Origin of the sequence: Blautia sp. AM23-13AC, assembly GCF_003435675.1 — a bacterium.
Lineage (GTDB): Bacteria > Bacillota > Clostridia > Lachnospirales > Lachnospiraceae > Fusicatenibacter > Fusicatenibacter saccharivorans.
In genome coordinates this window covers 42157-61633 of record NZ_QTUL01000015.1, presented here as the reverse complement: position 1 = coordinate 61633, position 19477 = coordinate 42157, and the positions used below count along the sequence as shown (strand labels likewise).

18 protein-coding genes are annotated in these 19477 nt (G+C 45.1%); 2 read left to right on the top strand and 16 right to left on the bottom strand.

All coding sequences use genetic code 11. From position 1 onward, the window contains the following. Positions 1-108: 108 nt before the first annotated feature. A complete protein-coding gene (ileS, locus tag DW642_RS13790; protein WP_055222021.1) occupies positions 109-3228 on the bottom strand; it encodes an isoleucine--tRNA ligase in 3120 nt (1039 codons plus the stop codon). A gap of 490 nt (positions 3229-3718) precedes the next feature. On the opposite strand from ileS, the gene DW642_RS13785 reads away from it, so the two are divergent. Beyond that, positions 3719-5317 carry an AAA family ATPase gene (locus DW642_RS13785; RefSeq protein ID WP_117510568.1) on the top strand — a complete coding sequence of 533 codons (1599 nt, stop codon included), beginning with the start codon at positions 3719-3721 and terminating at the stop codon, positions 5315-5317. Beyond that, the gene (locus tag DW642_RS13780) at positions 5317-6453 is read left to right on the top strand and encodes a glycerate kinase family protein (protein ID WP_117510567.1); all 1137 of its coding nucleotides are present in this window, start codon (positions 5317-5319) and stop codon (positions 6451-6453) included. Before DW642_RS13785 ends, DW642_RS13780 begins: the two co-directional genes overlap by 1 nt. Positions 6454-6560: 107 nt before the next feature. On the opposite strand, the gene DW642_RS13775 is transcribed toward DW642_RS13780, so the two are convergent. The 15 genes from DW642_RS13775 to DW642_RS13700 all read right to left on the bottom strand — a co-directional run bounded on the left by DW642_RS13775 (position 6561) and on the right by DW642_RS13700 (position 19440). Then, positions 6561-6800 (bottom strand): GNAT family N-acetyltransferase, encoded by a 240-nt coding sequence (locus tag DW642_RS13775; RefSeq protein ID WP_242991196.1) that lies wholly within the window; start codon positions 6798-6800, stop codon positions 6561-6563. A 109-nt stretch (positions 6801-6909) separates the two neighbouring features. Then, on the bottom strand, positions 6910-7674 hold the full coding sequence (locus DW642_RS13770) for a nucleoside phosphorylase (protein WP_117510563.1): 765 nt from the start codon (positions 7672-7674) through the stop codon (positions 6910-6912). Between the two features lie 85 nt (positions 7675-7759). Then, a complete protein-coding gene (locus DW642_RS13765) occupies positions 7760-8128 on the bottom strand; it encodes a hypothetical protein (RefSeq protein ID WP_330410153.1) in 369 nt (122 codons plus the stop codon). A 91-nt stretch (positions 8129-8219) separates the two neighbouring features. Beyond that, positions 8220-8702, bottom strand: a complete 483-nt coding sequence (locus DW642_RS13760; RefSeq protein WP_117510561.1) for a prolyl-tRNA synthetase associated domain-containing protein — start codon at positions 8700-8702, stop codon at positions 8220-8222. 38 nt (positions 8703-8740) lie between these two features. Continuing rightward, positions 8741-10327 (bottom strand): AAA family ATPase, encoded by a 1587-nt coding sequence (locus tag DW642_RS13755; RefSeq protein ID WP_055225808.1) that lies wholly within the window; start codon positions 10325-10327, stop codon positions 8741-8743. A gap of 463 nt (positions 10328-10790) precedes the next feature. Continuing rightward, positions 10791-11480: a TMEM165/GDT1 family protein gene (locus tag DW642_RS13750; RefSeq protein ID WP_117510559.1), complete on the bottom strand. Its 690-nt coding sequence runs from the start codon at positions 11478-11480 to the stop codon at positions 10791-10793. A 12-nt stretch (positions 11481-11492) separates the two neighbouring features. Next, the gene (locus tag DW642_RS13745; RefSeq protein ID WP_117510557.1) at positions 11493-12494 is read right to left on the bottom strand and encodes a calcium/sodium antiporter; all 1002 of its coding nucleotides are present in this window, start codon (positions 12492-12494) and stop codon (positions 11493-11495) included. A 449-nt stretch (positions 12495-12943) separates the two neighbouring features. Further along, entirely contained in the window at positions 12944-14908 is a 1965-nt protein-coding gene (gene abc-f, locus DW642_RS13740; protein ID WP_117510555.1) for a ribosomal protection-like ABC-F family protein, read from the bottom strand. A gap of 419 nt (positions 14909-15327) precedes the next feature. Further along, positions 15328-15816, bottom strand: a complete 489-nt coding sequence (locus DW642_RS13735; protein WP_117510553.1) for a hypothetical protein — start codon at positions 15814-15816, stop codon at positions 15328-15330. Between the two features lie 277 nt (positions 15817-16093). After that, a complete protein-coding gene (locus DW642_RS13730; protein WP_055225836.1) occupies positions 16094-16618 on the bottom strand; it encodes a GNAT family N-acetyltransferase in 525 nt (174 codons plus the stop codon). A gap of 25 nt (positions 16619-16643) precedes the next feature. After that, positions 16644-17084, bottom strand: a complete 441-nt coding sequence (locus DW642_RS13725; protein ID WP_117510551.1) for a GNAT family N-acetyltransferase — start codon at positions 17082-17084, stop codon at positions 16644-16646. 27 nt (positions 17085-17111) lie between these two features. After that, complete coding sequence (locus DW642_RS13720; RefSeq protein ID WP_117510549.1) at positions 17112-17606, bottom strand: AAA family ATPase; 495 nt, start codon at positions 17604-17606, stop codon at positions 17112-17114. After that, positions 17603-18181 carry a histidine phosphatase family protein gene (locus DW642_RS13715; RefSeq protein ID WP_117510547.1) on the bottom strand — a complete coding sequence of 193 codons (579 nt, stop codon included), beginning with the start codon at positions 18179-18181 and terminating at the stop codon, positions 17603-17605. The genes DW642_RS13720 and DW642_RS13715 overlap by 4 nt, the downstream gene beginning before the upstream one ends. 330 nt (positions 18182-18511) lie before the next feature. Then, positions 18512-19117, bottom strand: a complete 606-nt coding sequence (locus DW642_RS13705; RefSeq protein WP_117510545.1) for a thymidine kinase — start codon at positions 19115-19117, stop codon at positions 18512-18514. A 92-nt stretch (positions 19118-19209) separates the two neighbouring features. Then, entirely contained in the window at positions 19210-19440 is a 231-nt protein-coding gene (locus tag DW642_RS13700) for a hypothetical protein (RefSeq protein WP_117510543.1), read from the bottom strand. Positions 19441-19477 lie beyond the last annotated feature (37 nt).

The window sequence follows — 19477 nt, the reverse complement described above, 5'->3', positions numbered from 1 at the left end:
CTGCGTCCTCCTCAATAGCAGTCTGCGAGCGGAGAGCTTGTCTGCATCCCCGCTCGCAGGCTGATTTTTATATTAACGATCGTCGTGGAAACGCATCCAGAAGTATTCTTAGATACGCTCTACTGCCATGGTAACCTTTTCGGAGTTGATATTCCACTCCTTCTCATAGCCCTTTGTCTCTCCAGTCACGATTTCTTCTGCCAGAACTTCAGATTTAATTTCATCACCATGGTTTTTCATGATGCTTACAATCTTGTCGTTGTCTTTTGCATATACTCTGATCTTGTCCATAACCTCAAAGCCGGCCTCTTTACGCATGGTCTGGATTTTACTTACCAGCTCACGAACAAAACCTTCCTCGATCAGTTCCGGAGTCAGATTGGTATCCAGAACAACGGTGATTGTATGGTCGGATTCGGATACATAGCCTTCCATCTGTGCCATGTCAATTAACAAATCCTCCTCTAATAATACAATTTCCTGTCCATCGATGTCAAGTTTAAGTTCGCCGGTGCTCTTGAGCTCTGCCATAGCCTTGTTTCCATCCAGCTCAGACAGGGTTGTTTTGATCTTGTTCAGGAGTTTTCCGTATTTTGGTCCTACGGTACGCATCTGCGGTTTGAAGCTGTAGCTGATGAAATCTGCGATGTCATCTTTAAATACAACTTCTTTGACATTCAGCTCGTCCTCGATGATCTCTTTGTAGAATTCGGAAAGCTGGAACTCGCTCTTCACGTACATGGTTCCGATCGGCTGACGGTTTTTGATATTGGCGGTGTTTCTTGCGGCACGTCCCATAACGACGATCTCCAGCAGGTCTGCCATATCCTCTTCCATCTTCGGATCGATCCAGTTCTCATGTACCTCCGGGAAGTCGCACAGATGGATACTTTCCGGTGCACTTGCATCGATGCTCTTTACGAGGTTCTGATAAATATCCTCTGTCATGAACGGAATCATCGGAGCTGCTGCTTTTGCAACGGTCACCAGTGCGGTGTACAGAGTCATGTAAGCATTGATCTTATCCTGCTCCATGCCTTTTGCCCAGAAACGCTCACGGGAGCGGCGTACATACCAGTTACTCATATCATCCACGAAGGACTGCAGTGCTTTTGCTGCCTCCGGGATACGGTAATTTGCCAGGTTGTCGTCTACTGCTTTTACAGTGGATTCCAGACGGGACAGCAGCCATTTATCCATAACAGCCAGTTTGTCATACTCCAGACTGTATTTTGTTGCATCGAAGTTGTCGATGTTTGCATACAGGACAAAGAACGCGTAGGTGTTCCACAGGGTTCCCATGAATTTTCTCTGTCCTTCGACTACGGTCTTTCCTGCGAAACGGCTCGGCAGCCACGGAGCACTGCTGGTGTAGAAGTACCAGCGGATCGCATCGGCACCGTAGGTCTGCAGTGCGTCAAACGGATCTACCGCATTTCCTTTGGATTTACTCATCTTCTGTCCGTTCTCATCCTGTACCAGACCAAGAACGATAACGTTCTCGTACGGTGCTTTGTTGAACAGCAGAGTGGAAATTGCAAGCAGGGAGTAGAACCATCCACGTGTCTGGTCTACAGCCTCGGAAATAAACTGTGCCGGGAACTGTTTCTCGAAGGTTTCTTTGTTCTCGAATGGATAGTGATGCTGTGCGAACGGCATGGAGCCGGAATCGAACCAGCAGTCGATAACCTCCGGTACACGATGCATCTCTTTACCGCATTTCGGGCACTTAATGGTCACTGCGTCGATGTATGGGCGGTGAAGCTCGATGTCGTCCGGGCAGTTGTCGGCTTTTTCTTTCAGCTCTTCGATACTGCCGATGCAGTCCTGATGGCCGCATTCACACTGCCATACCGGAAGCGGAGTTCCCCAGTAACGGTTTCTGGAAAGTCCCCAGTCCTGAACGTTCTCCAGCCAGTCGCCGAAACGTCCTTTTCCAATGCTCTCCGGAATCCAGTTGATGGTGTTGTTGTTGCGGATCAGATCCTCTTTTACTGCAGTCATGCGGATGAACCAGGTCTCGCGTGCATAGTAGATCAGCGGAGTATCGCATCGCCAGCAGTGCGGGTAGCTGTGCTCAAACAGCGGCGCATCAAACAGAAGATCTTTGTCTTCAAGTGCCTGCAGAACCGCCATATCTGCTTTCTTGCAGAAAGTGCCTGCCCACGGAGTTTCCTCGGTCATCTCACCTTTTTCGTTTACTAACTGTACGAATGGAAGATCGTATCTGTGACCGACCTTGGAGTCGTCCTCACCAAATGCAGGGGCGATATGAACAACACCGGTACCATCGGTCAGTGTTACGTAGGTATCGCAGACTACATAGTATGCTTTTTTGTTTCCGATTCTCTTCTCAGCGTACGGGAACAGCGGCTCGTACTCTTTGAACTCGAGATCTTTACCCTGATAATGCTCCAGGATTTCAGCGCCCTCACCGAGAACGGTGTCTACCAGAGCAGCTGCCATATAATAGGTATATCCTTTGCTTGTTACTTTTACATAATCCTCATCCGGGTTGACGCAGAGTGCAACGTTGGACGGAAGGGTCCACGGTGTGGTGGTCCATGCCAGGATGTAAGCGTCCTCGCCTTTTACTTTAAAGCGGACAACGGCTGAACGTTCTTTAACATCTTTGTATCCCTGCGCTACTTCGTGGGAAGAAAGCGGGGTACCGCAGCGCGGGCAGTAAGGAACGATTTTGTGTCCTTCGTACAGAAGACCTTTCTTCCAGATCTCTTTTAATGCCCACCACTCGGACTCGATGTAATCGTTATGATACGTAACGTATGGGTTTTTCATATCAGCCCAGAAGCCAACGGTATGGGAGAAGTCTTCCCACATTCCCTCGTATTTCCATACGCTCTCTTTACACTGCTCGATGAATGGCTCTACGCCGTATTTTTCGATCTGATCTTTTCCGTCCAGACCGAGTTTTTTCTCAACTTCCAGCTCTACCGGCAGTCCGTGGGTATCCCAGCCTGCTTTTCTCGGCACCTGATAACCCTTCATGGTACGGTATCTCGGGATCATATCCTTGATAACACGGGTCTCTACGTGGCCGATGTGCGGTTTTCCGTTTGCGGTCGGCGGTCCGTCATAGAACACGTAGGACGGATTTCCTTCACGCACTTTCATACTTTTTTCGAAGATCTGATTGTCTTCCCAGAACTTCTCAACCTGTTTTTCTCTCTCGACAAAGTTCATGTCGGTTGAAACTTTCTTGTACATGCTTGTACCTCCTGAAACTTAAGTTTCTCGTTTGATTTGCTCGCGTAAAATAAGAAAAAGCTCCCGCCCTGTAATAGGACGAAAGCTGTACTTATCGTAACCACCTGTTACATACTATCATATGCATTTCCTGTAACGGGGAACGGCCGGCAACTTCTTACCACTGCTCTCCGGTTTTCTATATTTTATGCGCCGGGTACGCAGATTCAGAACTGCAACTTGGAAGTGATGTTCACCTGCCGCTACTTGTACCGGACTCCCACCATCCCCGGCTCGCTTTCCACAGACCGTTCACGCGCAGACTACTGTCTTCGTCATCGTTTTTCATGCCTTATTATAACTAGGGGCTGTAAGCGTTGTCAAGAGTGGAAAGCATATTTTATCGGTTCTTTTCCGCGATTTTACGGGATTTTCGGGGGTGTGCGTTGCTATTTGGATGGGGGAATGGTAAAATCGGGGTATAATCAAAAAACGGAAGGGAAGTGAAATCATGGGAAGATTTGTGAATCCGGACAACAGTGCATTTCAGGTTGCTCTCAATTCCGAAATCTATGTGGACAAAACAGGACTTTTATCGTATACCAACAAAGTTCTGGACACCATGCAGGGCTATATCTGCAACAGCCGCCCGCGGCGGTTTGGAAAATCATTTGCTGCAAATATGCTGGCGGCCTATTACAGCAAGGGCTGTGATTCCAGAAAGATGTTTTCTGGCCTTGCGATCAGCCAGACGGCAGACTTTGAGAAGCATCTGAACCAGTACGATGTGATTCATCTGGACATCCAGTGGTTTCTTTCGAATGTCAGCGATCCGGAACAGATTGTGGCCTACATTACAGAATGTACACTGGCCGAGCTGCGTACCATCTATGCAGATCAGCTTCCGCCGGAAGTTTCCACCGTTCCCGACGCTCTGTCCCGGATCAAAGAGGCGACCGGACAGAAATTTGTGATTATTATTGATGAATGGGATGTCCTGATTCGTGATGAGGCCTCCAACCAGAAAATTCAGGATGATTACATTAATTTTCTTCGTGGAATGTTCAAAGGGACGGAACCGACGAAATATATCCAGCTTGCGTTTCTCACGGGTATTCTTCCGATCAAAAAATTGAAAACGCAGTCTGCCTTAAATAATTTTCATCAGTATTCCATGCTGAATCCAGGCCCGCTGGCTTCCTATATTGGATTCACAGAAGATGAAGTTTCCGCTCTCTGTCAGAAATACGGACAAAATTTTGAGGAAGTCAGACGATGGTACGACGGCTATCTGCTTGGAAATTACCATGTATACAATCCAAACGCGGTAACAAGTCTGCTTCTGGATGGGACATTCCAAAGCTATTGGTCGGAGACGAGCACATACGACTCGATGGTTCCTTTTATCAATATGGATTTTGACGGATTGAAAACAGCAATTCTGGAGATGCTTTCCGGCGCCGCAGTTCCCGTCATGGTTACCTCTTTTAAAAATGACATGGTCAGCTTTGTAAATAAAGATGATGTTCTGACGCTGCTGATTCATTTGGGCTATCTTGCCTACAATCAGCAGACACAGATGGCATATATTCCCAACGAAGAAATCCGCCGGGAGTTTCTGACTGCGGTGACTTCCAATCATTGGAATGAACTTTTCGCTTTCCAGCAGGAATCTGCGGATCTTTTAGATGCTACGCTCGATATGGATGAAAATGCTGTCGCTGCCGGAATTGAAAAGGTCCATGAGGAATATACTTCCGTGATTCAGTATCATAATGAAAATTCGCTCAGTTGTGTCCTCACGATTGCTTATTTAAGTACGATGCAATATTACTTCAAACCCATTCGTGAACTTCCGACCGGGCGCGGTTTTTCCGATTTTGTCTTTCTGCCAAAGCCGGAATACCGATACGATTTTCCGGCGCTTGTAGTGGAACTGAAATGGAACAAGAATGCGAAAACGGCACTGGATCAGATTAAAAGACAGCATTACCCGGCTTCCATTGCATCTTATACAGGGGATATTCTGCTGGTTGGTGTTAATTATGATAAGAAGACGAAGGTGCATGAGTGTCGGATTGAAAAATATTTGAAATCAGGAGAAAAATGATGAAAGTTGTGATTGCAATTGATTCTTTTAAAGGAAGCCTTTCCTCTCTGCAGGCTGGAACAGCGGCCGCCACCGGGATTTATCGTGTCGATCCGAAGGTGGAGACGGTTGTGCGCCCGCTTGCCGATGGCGGTGAAGGTACCGTTCAGGCACTGACCGAAGGTCTTGGCGGACGGCTTGTCTCCGTTTCGGTGACCGGTCCTGCCGGAAAGCAGGTTATCTGCCCGTATGGCATCATCGACCGAACGCAGACCGCCATTATCGAGATGTCGGGGGCTGCCGGTATTACGCAGGTACACGGCGATGAGAAAAATCCGCTGTACGCCACAACGTACGGTGTCGGTGAGGTTATCTGCGATGCCATCCGCAATGGCTGCCACCGCTTTATCATTGGAATCGGCGGAAGTGCCACAAATGACGGCGGTATTGGTATGCTACAGGCACTCGGTTTCGGACTGCTCGATGCAGAAGGAAAACAGGTTCCTTTTGGTGCTGTCGGACTGGAATCTCTTACCGCGATTACGGCAGATCACGTTCTGCCGGAACTTTTGGAATGCACCTTCCGTATTGCCTGTGATGTGACGAATCCGCTCTGCGGTTCCAACGGTTGCAGCGCAGTTTTCGGGCCGCAGAAGGGCGCGGATGCTGTCATGATCAAACGTATGGACACATCGCTTGCCTCCTACGCCGCACTCTGCCGGAAAACATTCCCGAACGTCGACGCGGAATTTCCCGGAACGGGTGCTGCAGGCGGACTTGGATTTGCTTTTCAGACGTTTCTTTCTGCTTCACTGGAACCCGGCATTCAGATCATACTGGATGAAACCCGACTTCGTGATGATGTGAGAGACGCTGATCTTGTCATCACCGGTGAGGGACAGCTCGATGGGCAAACCGTGATGGGAAAAGCGCCGATCGGAGTTGCAAAACTGTCAAAAGAATACGGCAAACCTGTCCTTGCATTCTCAGGCTGTGTTACAAAAGATGCATCCACATGCAACGCCGCCGGAATTGATGCCTTTTTCCCTATTATGCGGAGCGTCGTTTCACTCGAAGAAGCTATGGACATAGAAAATGCGGCAGAAAATATGACAGATACCGTGGAACAGGCTTTTCGGCTATTTTTGCTTCAGTAAAGCGGATATTCGCAATCCGCTTCGCTACTTGCTTGAGTCGGTTAAAATACAAGACCGTTTTCTCCTGCTTTAATTTTTGCAGGAAGGACAGAAAGCACGCCGCGCTCTCATCGTCTTAATTCCAGCAGATATTCTGTCGTTCCTGCTTCCAGCTGTTTCGTTCCTGCCCACCGAAATCCGTGGCGGTTGTAAAACGCAATGGCACGCGTATTTTTCTCCAATGCCCATAGATGGTCTGCGTCAAACTTTTCAATTACAAAGGTAATCAGCGCGTGGCCGACCCCGTTGTTCTGCAGACATGGATCTACGTATAGTTTACAGATTTCGGTTCCGATAATCGGACTCACTATGTGTTACTACATACAAATCCGACATCTCGACCCATCTTCATACAGAACATTTCGTATTATGCAATCCTGCCCATTTTTCAAAATTATGTTTTCTTTATATTTCATTTTACCGTCCCTCTATCCTCATGTTTTTTGCTATCTGCAGCGCCAGAAACAGCTTGTCCAGATCGTGGTTAGCGGCAGATAATCCATCCGTTTCATAGTTTCCTTCGATCAGCACATCTCCCGCAACAAGAAAATCATACAGTTCAAATCCATAAAAATCACTGATCGCCTGAACGCCTGCGAGTTCCATTTCCACGGCAATGCATCCTTCTTCTTTTCGTTTTCTTACAAGATTTACCGTTTCCCGAAGCATACTGTCTGTCGTCCATACGCGCCCCTGAACGTATGGCAGTTTCCTTTCTTTGAAAAATTCCGCCAGTTTGTCCGTGTTTTTTATTTTTATGTAGTCCTGCGGTTCTGCAAAATAATAGGACAGTCCTTCTCCCCGGTATGCCTCCGTTGGGAGAATAAACTTTCCATCGGTTGCTTCTTTGTCCAGACTGCCGCACGAGCCAAACATGATAAAGACGGATGCTCCTGTTAAATGATTGACTTCGGCAATCGTTCCTGCTGCAAGAGCGGAACCAATTGGTGTCAGGTAGAAAGCAATCGTTTCTTCCTCATATGGCAGAGTCCAAACCGGTATATTTCCATTGCATGCTCTTACTTCTGCAATCTGTCGGCATGGGAATTTTTCAAGCATGTATTCATATATTACTTTTGAAAAAATTACCATACATTTTTTTACCAGATGCTGCTTCTCCCCATAAAAATTCTCCAGCTTTACAATCGGCTCGCTGTTGATATCATAAGAATCAATAATCATTCTGTTTCCTCCATAAATTTTATTTATCTTTACCAAAAAGTCCCATATCCACCACCCTTACTGCGCAGACATGAGACTTCCGTTTTTATTTTTGCATTACTTCAATAACACATTCATGTTTCTTCGTTTTTTTATTATAATTGATACCGGCAAGCATTCGAACCACAGAATCTTTCAGGCCATCCATATCCATTTGAATATAAATTTTTAAGGCCTCATACGTTTCCGTCTGGTTCCAATGGGTTCCGAATTTGTGGCGCAGCATGGCTTCTACCACAGATTTCGGGCTATACATGGAATAAATTTCGTCTCCAGTCTGCCGATGCGCAATCAACTGATAACCATCGTACCACGTTTTTGCTTCTTCAAAGCTCATCTCATATTTTTCACAGAGGGCAGATATCTCCTGCTCTGTGAAGCCAAAATATTCCGCCAGATCACCGGGATCTGTCATGGAATACTCGGTAAATATATTTAGTGCAGAATGAGAACCATTTTTGTTTGTGAACTTTTCTTTTTTCAGACTTTTTAGCAATACCTTTCGATTATATACATGCGTATTCCACAGTATTTCCATGCTTCTGAATTATTTTCATTAAATCATCAGCCTGCATCCAAACGGTTGCTGTATTATCATTTGGATGAACACCAATTTTATTTCCGACAAATTCCACGTCCATGAAGACTTGAACTCTGTGTTCGGCATCGTTTAGAATACCAAGCGGCGTAACGGCACCGGGTATCAGTTTCATAATATCAAATAATTCCTCCGCAGATGCAAAAGAAAGTGCACGCAGACCACGTTGCCTGCGAAACGCTTTCAAATCTACTCGCTTGTTCCCTTTCATCGTTATCAAATAATAATTACGTTTTTTATCGTCGCGAACAAATAAATTTTTAGCGCTCCACTCTGGATATGGCAAATCAACAGCATCTGCTTCTTCCATATTGAAAACTGCCTTATGTTCCGTAATTTCATACGCTATATTTTGCCTTTTTAAATAATGATATATCTCTATCTTATCCATACTCTTTTATCTCTGTAAACTGAAATTGAAATATGCCCTTATTTTTCATACTTTTCAATCCGGCATTCATGTTCTTTTGTTTTTTCATTGTAGTTAATTCCCACCAGCAAAAGCTCCCCTGCATAGCATGCAACAGACTCCGGATATTTTCTGTCTCTGATCTGATCTAATGCTGCTCTGACGCTTTTGTCCCATTTCAGTTCCACAACAAGCGCCGGGTAATAATTCTGAAACTCCGGCTTTGGAATAAACACAAAGTCTGCAAATCCACGACCCGCGGGAAATTCGCGGATTGGTTTGAAATAGTATTGCATGGAACTCAAATAGGCAATGGACAGAACACTGCTGAGTGAGTTTTCATTGTTATACTGAATCACAGAAGTATATTCCCTGTGAATTTTTTCAATTTCTTTTGCTACTGCGTTTCCATTCATCTGAATTGTATCTTTCAGAAGCTGCTCTGATTCTTTTTGAAATACAATCAACTCATTCCATTTTTTCCTTTTCGTTGCCAGAATCAATTCCTGACGGATTTCCTCATTCGGAATAAAAGCAGTTCTAAATGTCCGGTCATAGGCCAGATATCCAAGGTGAATCAGATACGTCAGCACATCGTCTTTATTGGCGAAGCTAACGGTATCGTTCTGAAAAGAGGTAACATCAACCGGAACATGATCTCCTGAAAGCATTTCGATTACGGCACTTTTCAGGCCATCAAAATCCATATTGATCAGCGGAACAATCGCCTCATAGGATGCGGTTCCGGACCAGTAGCTCTGGAATTCGCCTTCGAGCATCAGGTTCACAACGGCATTTGGATTGTATACATGATATTTCCCAATCTGATAACCGTCGTACCATCGTTTGACTTCTTCAAACTTCTGACCATATACTTCACATAGTTTTTGAACTTCTGTTTCTGTAAAACCTACATATGGTGCAATCGGCCCGGCATACAGCATCGAATAATCTTTGAAATTGTTCAGCGCCGACTGTGTCTTTTCTTTTTTTACAGGCAAAATACCTGTCAGATATGCCAGTTGAATATATTTTGTCGGCTCCGTCCCTTTGAACATCGCCCGCAGAAAATTGATATATTCTTCCTGTGTTTTGAGATCCGCCGCCTCGTCACGAATCAGAACATCCCATTCGTCTATAATCACAATAAATTTTGTCCCGGATGCCGCGTTGATCCGTGACAGCGCCTCCGGCAGTGACCGGATTTCTTCTGGAAGTATATGGGGATAATATTCTTTTAACTCCGAAATCGTTTTTTCTGAGATATAAGAAACAATCCGCTCCGGTCCGCCTGCCGGTTCCATACACCATTGGATATCCCAGTGGAGCACATCATACTGATTCAGATGTTTTTCAAAATCCTTTGCCCTGCTGATTTCCAGCCCGGAAAACATTTCTTTCGAACTGCAGCCCTTGCTGTAATACGCGGTGAGCATGTTTGCCGTAATTGATTTTCCAAACCGCCGCGGGCGGCTGTTGCAGATATATCCCTGCAGAGTGTTCATGACTTTATTCGTATAAGTCAGCAGTCCTGTTTTATCAACATAAATCTCAGAATTTAATGCAACCGCAAATGCTTCATTTCCCGGATTCAGATAACTTCCCATGCAAATCCCTCCCGTCAACATTTTATATGACTCATTATACTTGATCCCTCTGACTATCACAAGGACAGGATTTTCCCACGCAGCTTCCGGTTTTTCACTTTCGTCCTCCTGTGAGAATCCCATACAATTCCGGTCTTCTGTTTTTCAGTCCGCATTTTTCCCGCTTTCTGCATTTCCTGCATTTCGTTGATACTAAAATCAGACATGTTATTATCCTTCATCCTCGTAAATAATGATTTGAAAATATTGTAACTATTCAGAGCCATGCGAAATGGAAGAAAAATCGCGAATCATGTTTACATGAATGAGCTATTTTTCTGGAATTTCATATGGCGAGATGGGACTCTGAATAGTTACAAAATATTATACCCTATAAATGCTTCAATGGTAAACTTTCATTTTGCCGCATAAAAAATACGCGCCGCATTTCTCATCCAAATCATGAGTATGCGGTGCGCAGTTTTTATTTTGCTTTTTTCTTCTCTCTTTTCACAAAAAGACAGACACATGCAACAACAAAAACAGCCGTTGCAGCGATCAGTACCGGCCATACCGGCAGTGGACAGACGCCTGCGCTGATCAGTTTCAGTCCCTGGTAAAGTGTGTATACACCGAAAATTGAAAAGATGACAAACGCCAGTGTATTCAGCAGCCCATCCGGTGTCTTGCTCTTTAAGAGGTAGCCGACCAGCATTCCGAGAATATCCGCTGCGAACAGTCCGAGAGAACATCCGATCCATACAACGAATGCGGATCCCATACCTTCATTTGCACCAAAGGTGATTGCGGTAAGCTGTGTTTTGTCTCCGAGCTCTGCTACGAAGAACGTACAGAAAACGGCGAGCGGTGCGAACCGAATTTTGGATTTGCCGCCTTCTTCCTCTTCCTCGTCATCATCACCAGAAATGGTGGATGCTGCGAAGTAAAGAAATGCGAGTGCTGCAATCGTCTTAATCAACCAGTCCGGAATGAATTCGCTGACGAGGCCGCCTGCGAGAACCGCCATTCCATTCAGTACCAGAATCGCGGCTGCGGTTCCCAGGATAATGTCTTTCAGCTTGTACTTCGAAGTAAGCGCAATCAGCATGAGCTGCGTCTTATCGCCCATCTCTGCGATGAACTCGGTAAGAAACACCTTTAGAAATAACACCATTTTCCATTCCCCTTATCTTATAATGATATAAATGGCATATGCGGCATAAAATGCAACCATACAGAAACCTTCGACTCTTCCGATTTTCTTTTTGGTTCCTGCAAAAATCCATACACATACCGTGAATACGATCAATACACACAAATCAATTATATTTTCCGTAATGATGGCCATCGGGCTGATTGCGGATGCAATGCCAAGTACCATAAGAATGTTGAAGATATTAGAACCGATCGCGTTGCCAAGTGCCATATCAACTTCATTCTTTCTCGCAGCAACGATAGAAGTTACGAGTTCCGGAAGGGAAGTTCCGATGGAAACAATGGTCAGTCCGATCAGAGTCTGGCTCATTCCGAGATCGCCCGCGATTCTCGCTGCGGCATCTACGGTCACATCTCCGCCGACTGCAATGGCGACTGCTCCGCCGACGATGAACACGATACTCTTCGGAACAGAAAGCAGCTTGATGTCCTCGTCGGAACCACCTTCAATTTCGACTTTTTTTCCTTCGCGGTTTGCCTTTAAGGCAATCTGAACCATGTAGACAATGTAACCTGCAAAGAATCCAATTAAGATCACGCCGTCCAGGTGACCGAGCATCATACCGGATTTATCGCCGAGTCCGCTGATTCCTAAAACCATTAAAAGTCCGGCGCAGATCAGGGACAGCGGGATGTCTCTTTTGATGGTTTCCTTTGCGACTTCTACGGTGGTCAGTACGGCACAGACACCGATGACAACCATCAGGTTAAAGATATTGGAACCGATGACATTACTGACTGCGAGCTCGTTGTTACCGGTAAGCGAAGCCGATACACTGACCGCGGTCTCCGGAAGTGATGTTCCCATGGCAACAATGGTCAGTCCGATGATGATCGACGGAACGTGCAGTCTCTTTGCTGCGCTTGAGCTTCCTTCTACGAAAAAGTCCGCACCTTTGATCAGCAGGACAAAACCAATGACGAGACAGACAAGCACAAGAGCAAACGGGGCGTTGTTGATGAAATTTTCCATGTTTTCCTCCTTTGTTTTCCATAATCGTATCATTAGCAGAAGCGGGGGTTCCTACTCATTACCCGCGTAAAAAAAGACCCATGTATATCAATAAACGGCCAGCTTTTTTGCAGGCTGTTCATTGATATACATGAGTCTCATTATTTAAGATTTGCCAGATTATACTCTTTTTTTATAATCAGAATGTTGACAAATCACACATTCGTGCTAACTACTCCCTCATGGAATATTACATTACTTGATAAATACTATCAAATGTCTTCAGGGTTGTCAACAAAATTTGACTTTTTTATCCGAAAGATTTCAGCCCCGCTTACGAATGCATACCAGTCATGGGTGCAGAATACTTTACAAAATATAACAAACCGAATATCCTAAAATGAGAAAAACTTCATTTTCATGATAGTCCATTTTTAAACTGATCTATCTTTTCTATGGTACTCACCTCTCTATTCGTCCTGTGTTTCCATCTCTTCGAGTTCCAGTTCCGTTTCCATCATGCGCTCCAGCAGGGATTCCTGTGTCTGATTTTCTTCATCTATTTTCGTCTGAAGCTCCATCAGCCGTTCGTAATTTGTGGAAAGTTCCGGGTCTATCATTTCCAGTTGGAGTTCTGACATTCTGCTCTCACTCTCCGCAAGCTGCTCCTCGTATTTTTCGAGCTGCCGTTTTAAGCGGGACAGAATTTTTCCCGGGTTATAATATTTCTTTTTGTCAAACACATCATCCAGTGTCGGAACGTCGGCTGATTTCCGTACAATTCCTCCCGCATTTCCCGTTTCTCTGCCCAGTGTCTGCCGTTTGATTTCTTCGAGATACTGTGCATAATTCATTCCGTAAAATTGTACGTCGCTCTCGCCGAACTCCAGAATGCCGGTTGCCACCTGGTTGATGAAATAACGGTCGTGCGATACGAACAGAACGGTTCCCTCGTAGCTGGTCAGCATTTTTTCCAGCGCTTCTTTTCCCGCCAGATCCATGTGATTCGTCGGCTCGTCCAGGATCAGGAAATTCGGTTTCGTATAGAAAATCCGGCAGAGCTCCAGCCGCACTTTTTCACCGCCGGAGAGCTGCCCCATTTTCTTTTCGACATCCTCACTGGAAAACAGAAAGGCTCCCAGTGCGCTTCGGACATCGTTGCGAAGCAGGTTCGGATAAAGACTCCAGAAATAGTCGAGCACCGTCTGCTCCGGGTCGAATTTCTGGTTGACTGCTTTGTGCTGATCGAAGTAGGCAAACTCCACGCGGTTTCCAAATTGATAACTTCCACCCAGTGGATTGATTTCGCCCACAACGGTTTTCAGAAGCGTCGATTTTCCTTTTCCGTTTTCTCCGATGATCGCAATCCGTTCTGCTTTTTTGATGACGGCCGAAACCTCGCTCAGGACGGTATCGTATCCGATTTTCAGTTTCTTCATCGTGAGCACATCCGTATAGCTTTCGCGTACCGGATGGAATAAGGCGTGGAATGTCCTCGTGTCAAACCGCCGCGGTTTCTCAATTTTTACCATGTGCTCGATCGCCATTCGTTTCGAACGGGTGGCCGCAACTTTTGTCGGTGTGTTTTTCCATTTTTCAATCCACGCCGTCAGACGCTCAATTTCTTTCTGCTGCGCTTCATAGTCTTTTTCCTGTTTGATCTGCGCTTCTTCTTTTAACTTCACAAACGCCGAATAATTTCCCGGATACCGTTTGATGTCACCGTATTCGATTTCATACGTCACATCAATCACGCGGTCCAGAAACATGCGGTCATGTGATACAATGACAACGGCATTTTCGTAGCTTTTCAGATAATTTTCCAGCCACTCCACTGCAGCGATGTCGAGGTGGTTGGTCGGCTCGTCCAGAAGCAGGATGTCCGGACGCTGTAAAAGAAGCTGAATCAGCGCAATTTTTGTCTGCTGTCCGCCCGAAAATTCACCGATCGGTTTTTCCAGATCTTCGAGCGCAAAACCAAATTTCTGGAACATCGTTTCCATATCTTTTTTCCAGCTGTACCCGTGCAGGCTCTCGATTCTCCGCTCCAGGTAATCATACTCCGCCAGCAGTTTTTTATGATCTTCGGTCTCGGCGAGCAGCTTTTCGATTTCCTTTTTTCGCGCTTCACACGCAAAGACTTCCGCGAAAGCCTTCTCCAACTCCACTCTTACCGGCACATCTCCATCGGTAAAATTAATCTGGCGCAAAAAACCGATGTTCTGTTTTCCGCTCATCGTAATTCCGCAGGTCTCGTCGCTGTCCAGATTACTCATCTCAATATCCCCGGCAATCAGCCGCAGCAGCGTCGTTTTTCCACAGCCGTTTCTACCGACAATTGCAATTTTTTCTGTATCGTGAATTTCGAAATTCACACTGTTTAAAATCGTATCCGCGCCAAACTGTACTTTTGCATTTCTGATCTGATATCTCATGTTTTATACCTTTTCTGTTGTGTGAACCTCACAGTCGGTATTTTCACGGAGTCTGACATGTCGAAAATAGTTCGACTGTGACTTACCTCATGTCAGTGGAGGATACCGATTTCTCTCCGCCCGCCACTGCTGTTATGTTTCTTTTAACAATTCATCCCACCGCTTTAGAAGCGGGGGACTTCTTGTCTACTGATGTTAAAATTCTGCTTCCATTATACCGTCTCCGCCCTTCGTTCTCAATGCCAAAAATTTTTCGAATCAAATTTGGTACGCCTGCGGCATAAAAATATCTCTGTTTTACTGATTTGCTCCAGTAAAACAGAGATATTTAACTTCCTATATATTCCGAAAGTCCCTTACGCAAAAATACTACTCATGAGTAGTATATAATATTCTTCTCTTTTTTTCAATGCTGTCTCTTAACAGATTTTCCCAACCAGCACTACAATCCCAGCTGTCACAAGTGCAATGATCAGATACAGAATCGTCGCCAGGCCTCGTTTTGTCAGCACGGTTTTCCATGGTTTTATGTACGGAATCCCTTCCATTCCTTTGATCTCCCATATTTTACTGTGTCCAACCCACACCCGGTCAAGCATAATTCCGTCGAACCAGTTCATCACCACAAGGAAGAGGTAGGATTGGAGATATGCCGTCTTGAAATCGGTGACTTTATTCCAGACAAAAATGATCGCGATCAGCACCACGAACAAAATGATGCAAAATGGAATCATAACCTGCTTTCCTTTTTTCATGACCGCATCTTTGTCGATCAGTCCACGTTTATCGGCTTCTTCTATATATTCCTTTGGGTAAAAATAAACACAGTTCATTCCATCATTTCTTACCAGACACTTTACCATCAGAATAAACAGAAGACAGTATAATATGTTTTGCAACAACAGCATCTCACATTCCTCCTCAGACTACCGTTTATGTTTCTTATAGCTTCATGTTAGTTCAGGCTAATCACATTGTCAAGAGGACTTGCTGTTTTTACATTAACACTGCCGCAATGGATAAATCATAATCGTTTATAAAGCAAAAAAAGAAACGAGCAAGTCCTGTCAGGCATAAACCTTACCCAGTGAAAACCCATTTCTTTTTTAGACAATGTCAAAGATACCATACTTCTTTCTCCCATCGAACTTTCTTTACACTCGTCCCTCATTTATTTTACAATTTCTATTTCAGATTGCAAAACTCATCCGCCGTCAGCTCATAGTCGACAGAAGATTCCATTTCCCCCAGCTGATTTTTCCAGGAATTGTAATGGACTGCGGTTTTACGGAAGCCGAGTTTTTCGTAGACATGCTGTGCTCTTGTGTTTTTGAGGTTGGTATCAAGAAAAATAACGTTGGCTCCCATGCGGAACAATTCTTCTATGAGCATGCTCAGTACAACTCTTCCAATGCCTTTTTCCTGGTAATCGGATTCGCAGATTTTGATTCCGATTTCATATCGATGATTTTCGAATACATAGAAACTCATTTCGCCGATTCGCACATCGTTGTATTCTATGATGAGTCTTCGTCTTGTTTCATCGCTGTCGTCGGCAATCTGTTTTTCAATTTCCGCTGCGCTTGTCCCAAGCCCGTTTGGAAATCCGGCGTGGGCCATGACGGTTCCATCGTTCCACCAGACGGCTAATTGTTCACAATCTTTCTTTTCGGCATTTCTAATGCACAGCTGATTGTATTTTATGTTCATTTCTTCTCTCTTTCTCTGCAATCACTTACAGCTTAGACTCATACCATTCCTCCGCCGTTTTCTCAAATCCGACCGACTGGAACATGCGCTGGCTTTGTCCATTAAAAGAATAAATATTGGCTTTTACCCGCTCCATTCCCTTTTCTCTTGCAAGCTTCAGCATCTCCAGAACGCACCGTCTTCCAATATGCTGATTCTGGTATTCTTTACAGACAACGACAGCGATTTCACTATTCTCTCTCAGCGAAACATCTCCCACCAGCACGCCCTTATATTCTATATAATAGCAGTCACCGTGCGCGGTAAGATAATCATACATCCGATGCAACAGCTCCACATCATACGGCTTCTCCCGGTTGTCCACCTGCCTACACACGTCCAGATCCTGATACCACGGAAGAGAGGCCTCGTCATTCCTGTAATATGGGATCAGCCGGAGTTCATTGTCTATGATTCGTTCGGTCATTTTGGTTTGGCTCCTTGTTTTTTGATCTTAAAGTGCTGCAATTTCCTCTGTAATTTCACAGACACTCTTATTACTCGTATCAATTTTTACCGTATCAAGTACCTGATACATCTGAATTCGTGCAATGCTTTTGTCCATAATCTCTTCCGTACGAATCTTATTTGCGATGTCGGATAATAACCGCTTCCGCAAATTTGCTTCATCCACGATCAGCGAAATTTTAATCACTCTGCATTCTTCCGTGTCCAGCTTACTGACGATTTCATCAACAATACTCTGCTCATGCATCACCCAGCAGAAAATAACGTTTTCATAAGCGCTGCAATGCAGAAAGTTATTCAGCAGATAACAGATGTTGTCCATCACCATCTCTTTCGTCTCATCCGTCACCTGAAACGGATCGGCGTCCCAGCACCAGTCGCCGTCAAGAAAAACGCTGTTCGCCAGATCTTTTTTCAGCTGCTGACTTACCGTCGTCTTGCCAACGCCCATCGTTCCGCCGATCAAATATAATGTTTTCATTTTTCTCTCCCCATAACACGAATATCCGAAAAAATATCGTTTTCAAAAAGGATTTCAAATCCATCTGCCGGCTGAAATCTGCCATTCAGGATTTCTTTTCCATGGAAGGATATTTTTCTTACTTTGTTTTCCGCATCTTTCACTTCAATTTCACAGTAAGAAAGCAAATATGCACAGATCGCCGTCGCATGAGAAACCACGAGTGCTGTTTCTCCTTCTTCCATCTGTCCGACGATAGAATCGATCGCGGTTTTCATCCGCACCTTCACTTGATTTAACGATTCCCCGCCCGGATTGCGAAAATCGTGATCTTCATACTGTTTCAGCCAGAAATCCTCCCTGGCATCCCCGATCGTTCTTTCATGCAGCTCCTTCACAATGACCGGGTGATCTGCGATGAATTCAGCCGTTTCCATTGCTCTCCGATAAGGTGAAGAAAAGCATCTGTCCACATTTGAAAATATATTTCTTTTTGATACAGCAAGCGCTTTTCCCTCTTCCGATAGAGGAATCTGCTCATTCGGCATATCCCCTTTTTCCGGGATGGAATGCCTCATTAAAAATATTTTTTTCATTTCACTCTCCCCTGCTGTTATTCCTAAAGTTTTTTAATCAAAAACATCTCCATCGGCTTTTTTCCATATCCTTTTTCTGATGTTCCCCAGCGATAAAAAGCATGGTGCAAAACGGAGTATTATCCCAGAAAAGATTATATTGCAGCAATCAAATGTTTCCAGCGGACCTGCTCTTGTGGATATTCTTGATAAACTGATACGAATGGATGTTGTTGCAAAAGAAGCTCCTATTAACGATGAAAATGATGTGTCGCACGGACGGAAGCTTCCCACAGTTCCACCAGCGTTTCCATCCGCGGCATTCTCTCCTGTACTTCATATATTGTTATCTTACTCATCTTCCTTCCACAGCTTTCCTTCTTTATAATGTTTCCTGCAAAGCGCCACATAACTCTCGTTCGATCCAAGGAAAATCTGCGCGCCTTCCCGAACGATTTTTCCGTCTGCGTATCTCGTATTGCACTGCGCCCGTCTTCCGCACCAGCAGACCGTTGGGACTTCCTCGATGATGTCAGCGATTTCCATCAATCTTCTCGAACCCGGAAACAGATGTGTCTGGAAGTCCGCACGCAGACCGTAGCAGAGAGCCGGAATCCCATAAAAATCCACGATGTCCGAAAGCGTATCAACTTCCTCCGGAGAAAGAAACTGCGCCTCGTCGATAAGAACCGCATCCACTTTCTTTCCGTGATACCGGTATTCCCCGCTGTCTGCACTCCAGGTCTCTGAAATTTCTTTTAAAAATTCATCTACATATTCCGCCGGTGCCTCCAGCCCGATGCGGGACTTGATTTCATGTTCTCCGTCGCGGTTGTCCGTCCGCGGCTTCAACAGGACAGCATACTGCCCGCGCTCCTCATAATTATAGCGAACCATCAAAATATTAGCAGATTTCGAACTGCCCATCGCGCCGTAGCGGAAATATAATTTTGCCATTGTTTTTCGTCCTTTTGTCTTTTCTTATTCTTTCAGTTCTTTCCGTAAAAACGACTCCTCATCAAGCCAAGTCTCTTAAAAATCATCGCCTTCTATTCCTTCCTCATTTTTCTTTGAATCACCCACCGAACCGCCAGCGTCACCGCAATCAGAACCGCCGCAATTACGCCATCCCGCAGAATCCCTGTATACCACGGTGCAGACCACGTCTCATACAAACCGGGGTGTGCTGTGTAGTCATAATACGTATAAACGCTCTTTCCAAGAAACACGCCAACGACACACCACAGAAAAATTCCGGAAATTTTATGGATTGTTTTCATTGCTCTGCCCCCATTTCTTCTCTATAACAGAAAACTA

What these genes read in the sequence shown, in the direction of transcription:
- DW642_RS13750 (WP_117510559.1), bottom strand. Translation starts at nt 11,480, where the DNA reads ATGGTGTTATTTCTAAAGGTGTTTCTTACCGAGTTCATCGCAGAGATG.
- DW642_RS13715 (WP_117510547.1), bottom strand. Translation starts at nt 18,181, where the DNA reads ATGAAAAAAATATTTTTAATGAGGCATTCCATCCCGGAAAAAGGGGAT.
- DW642_RS13735 (WP_117510553.1), bottom strand. Translation starts at nt 15,816, where the DNA reads ATGCTGTTGTTGCAAAACATATTATACTGTCTTCTGTTTATTCTGATG.
- DW642_RS13725 (WP_117510551.1), bottom strand. Translation starts at nt 17,084, where the DNA reads ATGACCGAACGAATCATAGACAATGAACTCCGGCTGATCCCATATTAC.
- DW642_RS13705 (WP_117510545.1), bottom strand. Translation starts at nt 19,117, where the DNA reads ATGGCAAAATTATATTTCCGCTACGGCGCGATGGGCAGTTCGAAATCT.
- DW642_RS13780 (WP_117510567.1), top strand. Translation starts at nt 5,317, where the DNA reads ATGAAAGTTGTGATTGCAATTGATTCTTTTAAAGGAAGCCTTTCCTCT.
- DW642_RS13720 (WP_117510549.1), bottom strand. Translation starts at nt 17,606, where the DNA reads ATGAAAACATTATATTTGATCGGCGGAACGATGGGCGTTGGCAAGACG.
- DW642_RS13730 (WP_055225836.1), bottom strand. Translation starts at nt 16,618, where the DNA reads ATGAACATAAAATACAATCAGCTGTGCATTAGAAATGCCGAAAAGAAA.
- DW642_RS13745 (WP_117510557.1), bottom strand. Translation starts at nt 12,494, where the DNA reads ATGGAAAATTTCATCAACAACGCCCCGTTTGCTCTTGTGCTTGTCTGT.
- DW642_RS13765 (WP_330410153.1), bottom strand. Translation starts at nt 8,128, where the DNA reads ATGACAGATCCCGGTGATCTGGCGGAATATTTTGGCTTCACAGAGCAG.
- ileS (WP_055222021.1), bottom strand. Translation starts at nt 3,228, where the DNA reads ATGTACAAGAAAGTTTCAACCGACATGAACTTTGTCGAGAGAGAAAAA.
- DW642_RS13760 (WP_117510561.1), bottom strand. Translation starts at nt 8,702, where the DNA reads ATGGATAAGATAGAGATATATCATTATTTAAAAAGGCAAAATATAGCG.
- abc-f (WP_117510555.1), bottom strand. Translation starts at nt 14,908, where the DNA reads ATGAGATATCAGATCAGAAATGCAAAAGTACAGTTTGGCGCGGATACG.
- DW642_RS13770 (WP_117510563.1), bottom strand. Translation starts at nt 7,674, where the DNA reads ATGATTATTGATTCTTATGATATCAACAGCGAGCCGATTGTAAAGCTG.
- DW642_RS13755 (WP_055225808.1), bottom strand. Translation starts at nt 10,327, where the DNA reads ATGGGAAGTTATCTGAATCCGGGAAATGAAGCATTTGCGGTTGCATTA.
- DW642_RS13785 (WP_117510568.1), top strand. Translation starts at nt 3,719, where the DNA reads ATGGGAAGATTTGTGAATCCGGACAACAGTGCATTTCAGGTTGCTCTC.
- DW642_RS13700 (WP_117510543.1), bottom strand. Translation starts at nt 19,440, where the DNA reads ATGAAAACAATCCATAAAATTTCCGGAATTTTTCTGTGGTGTGTCGTT.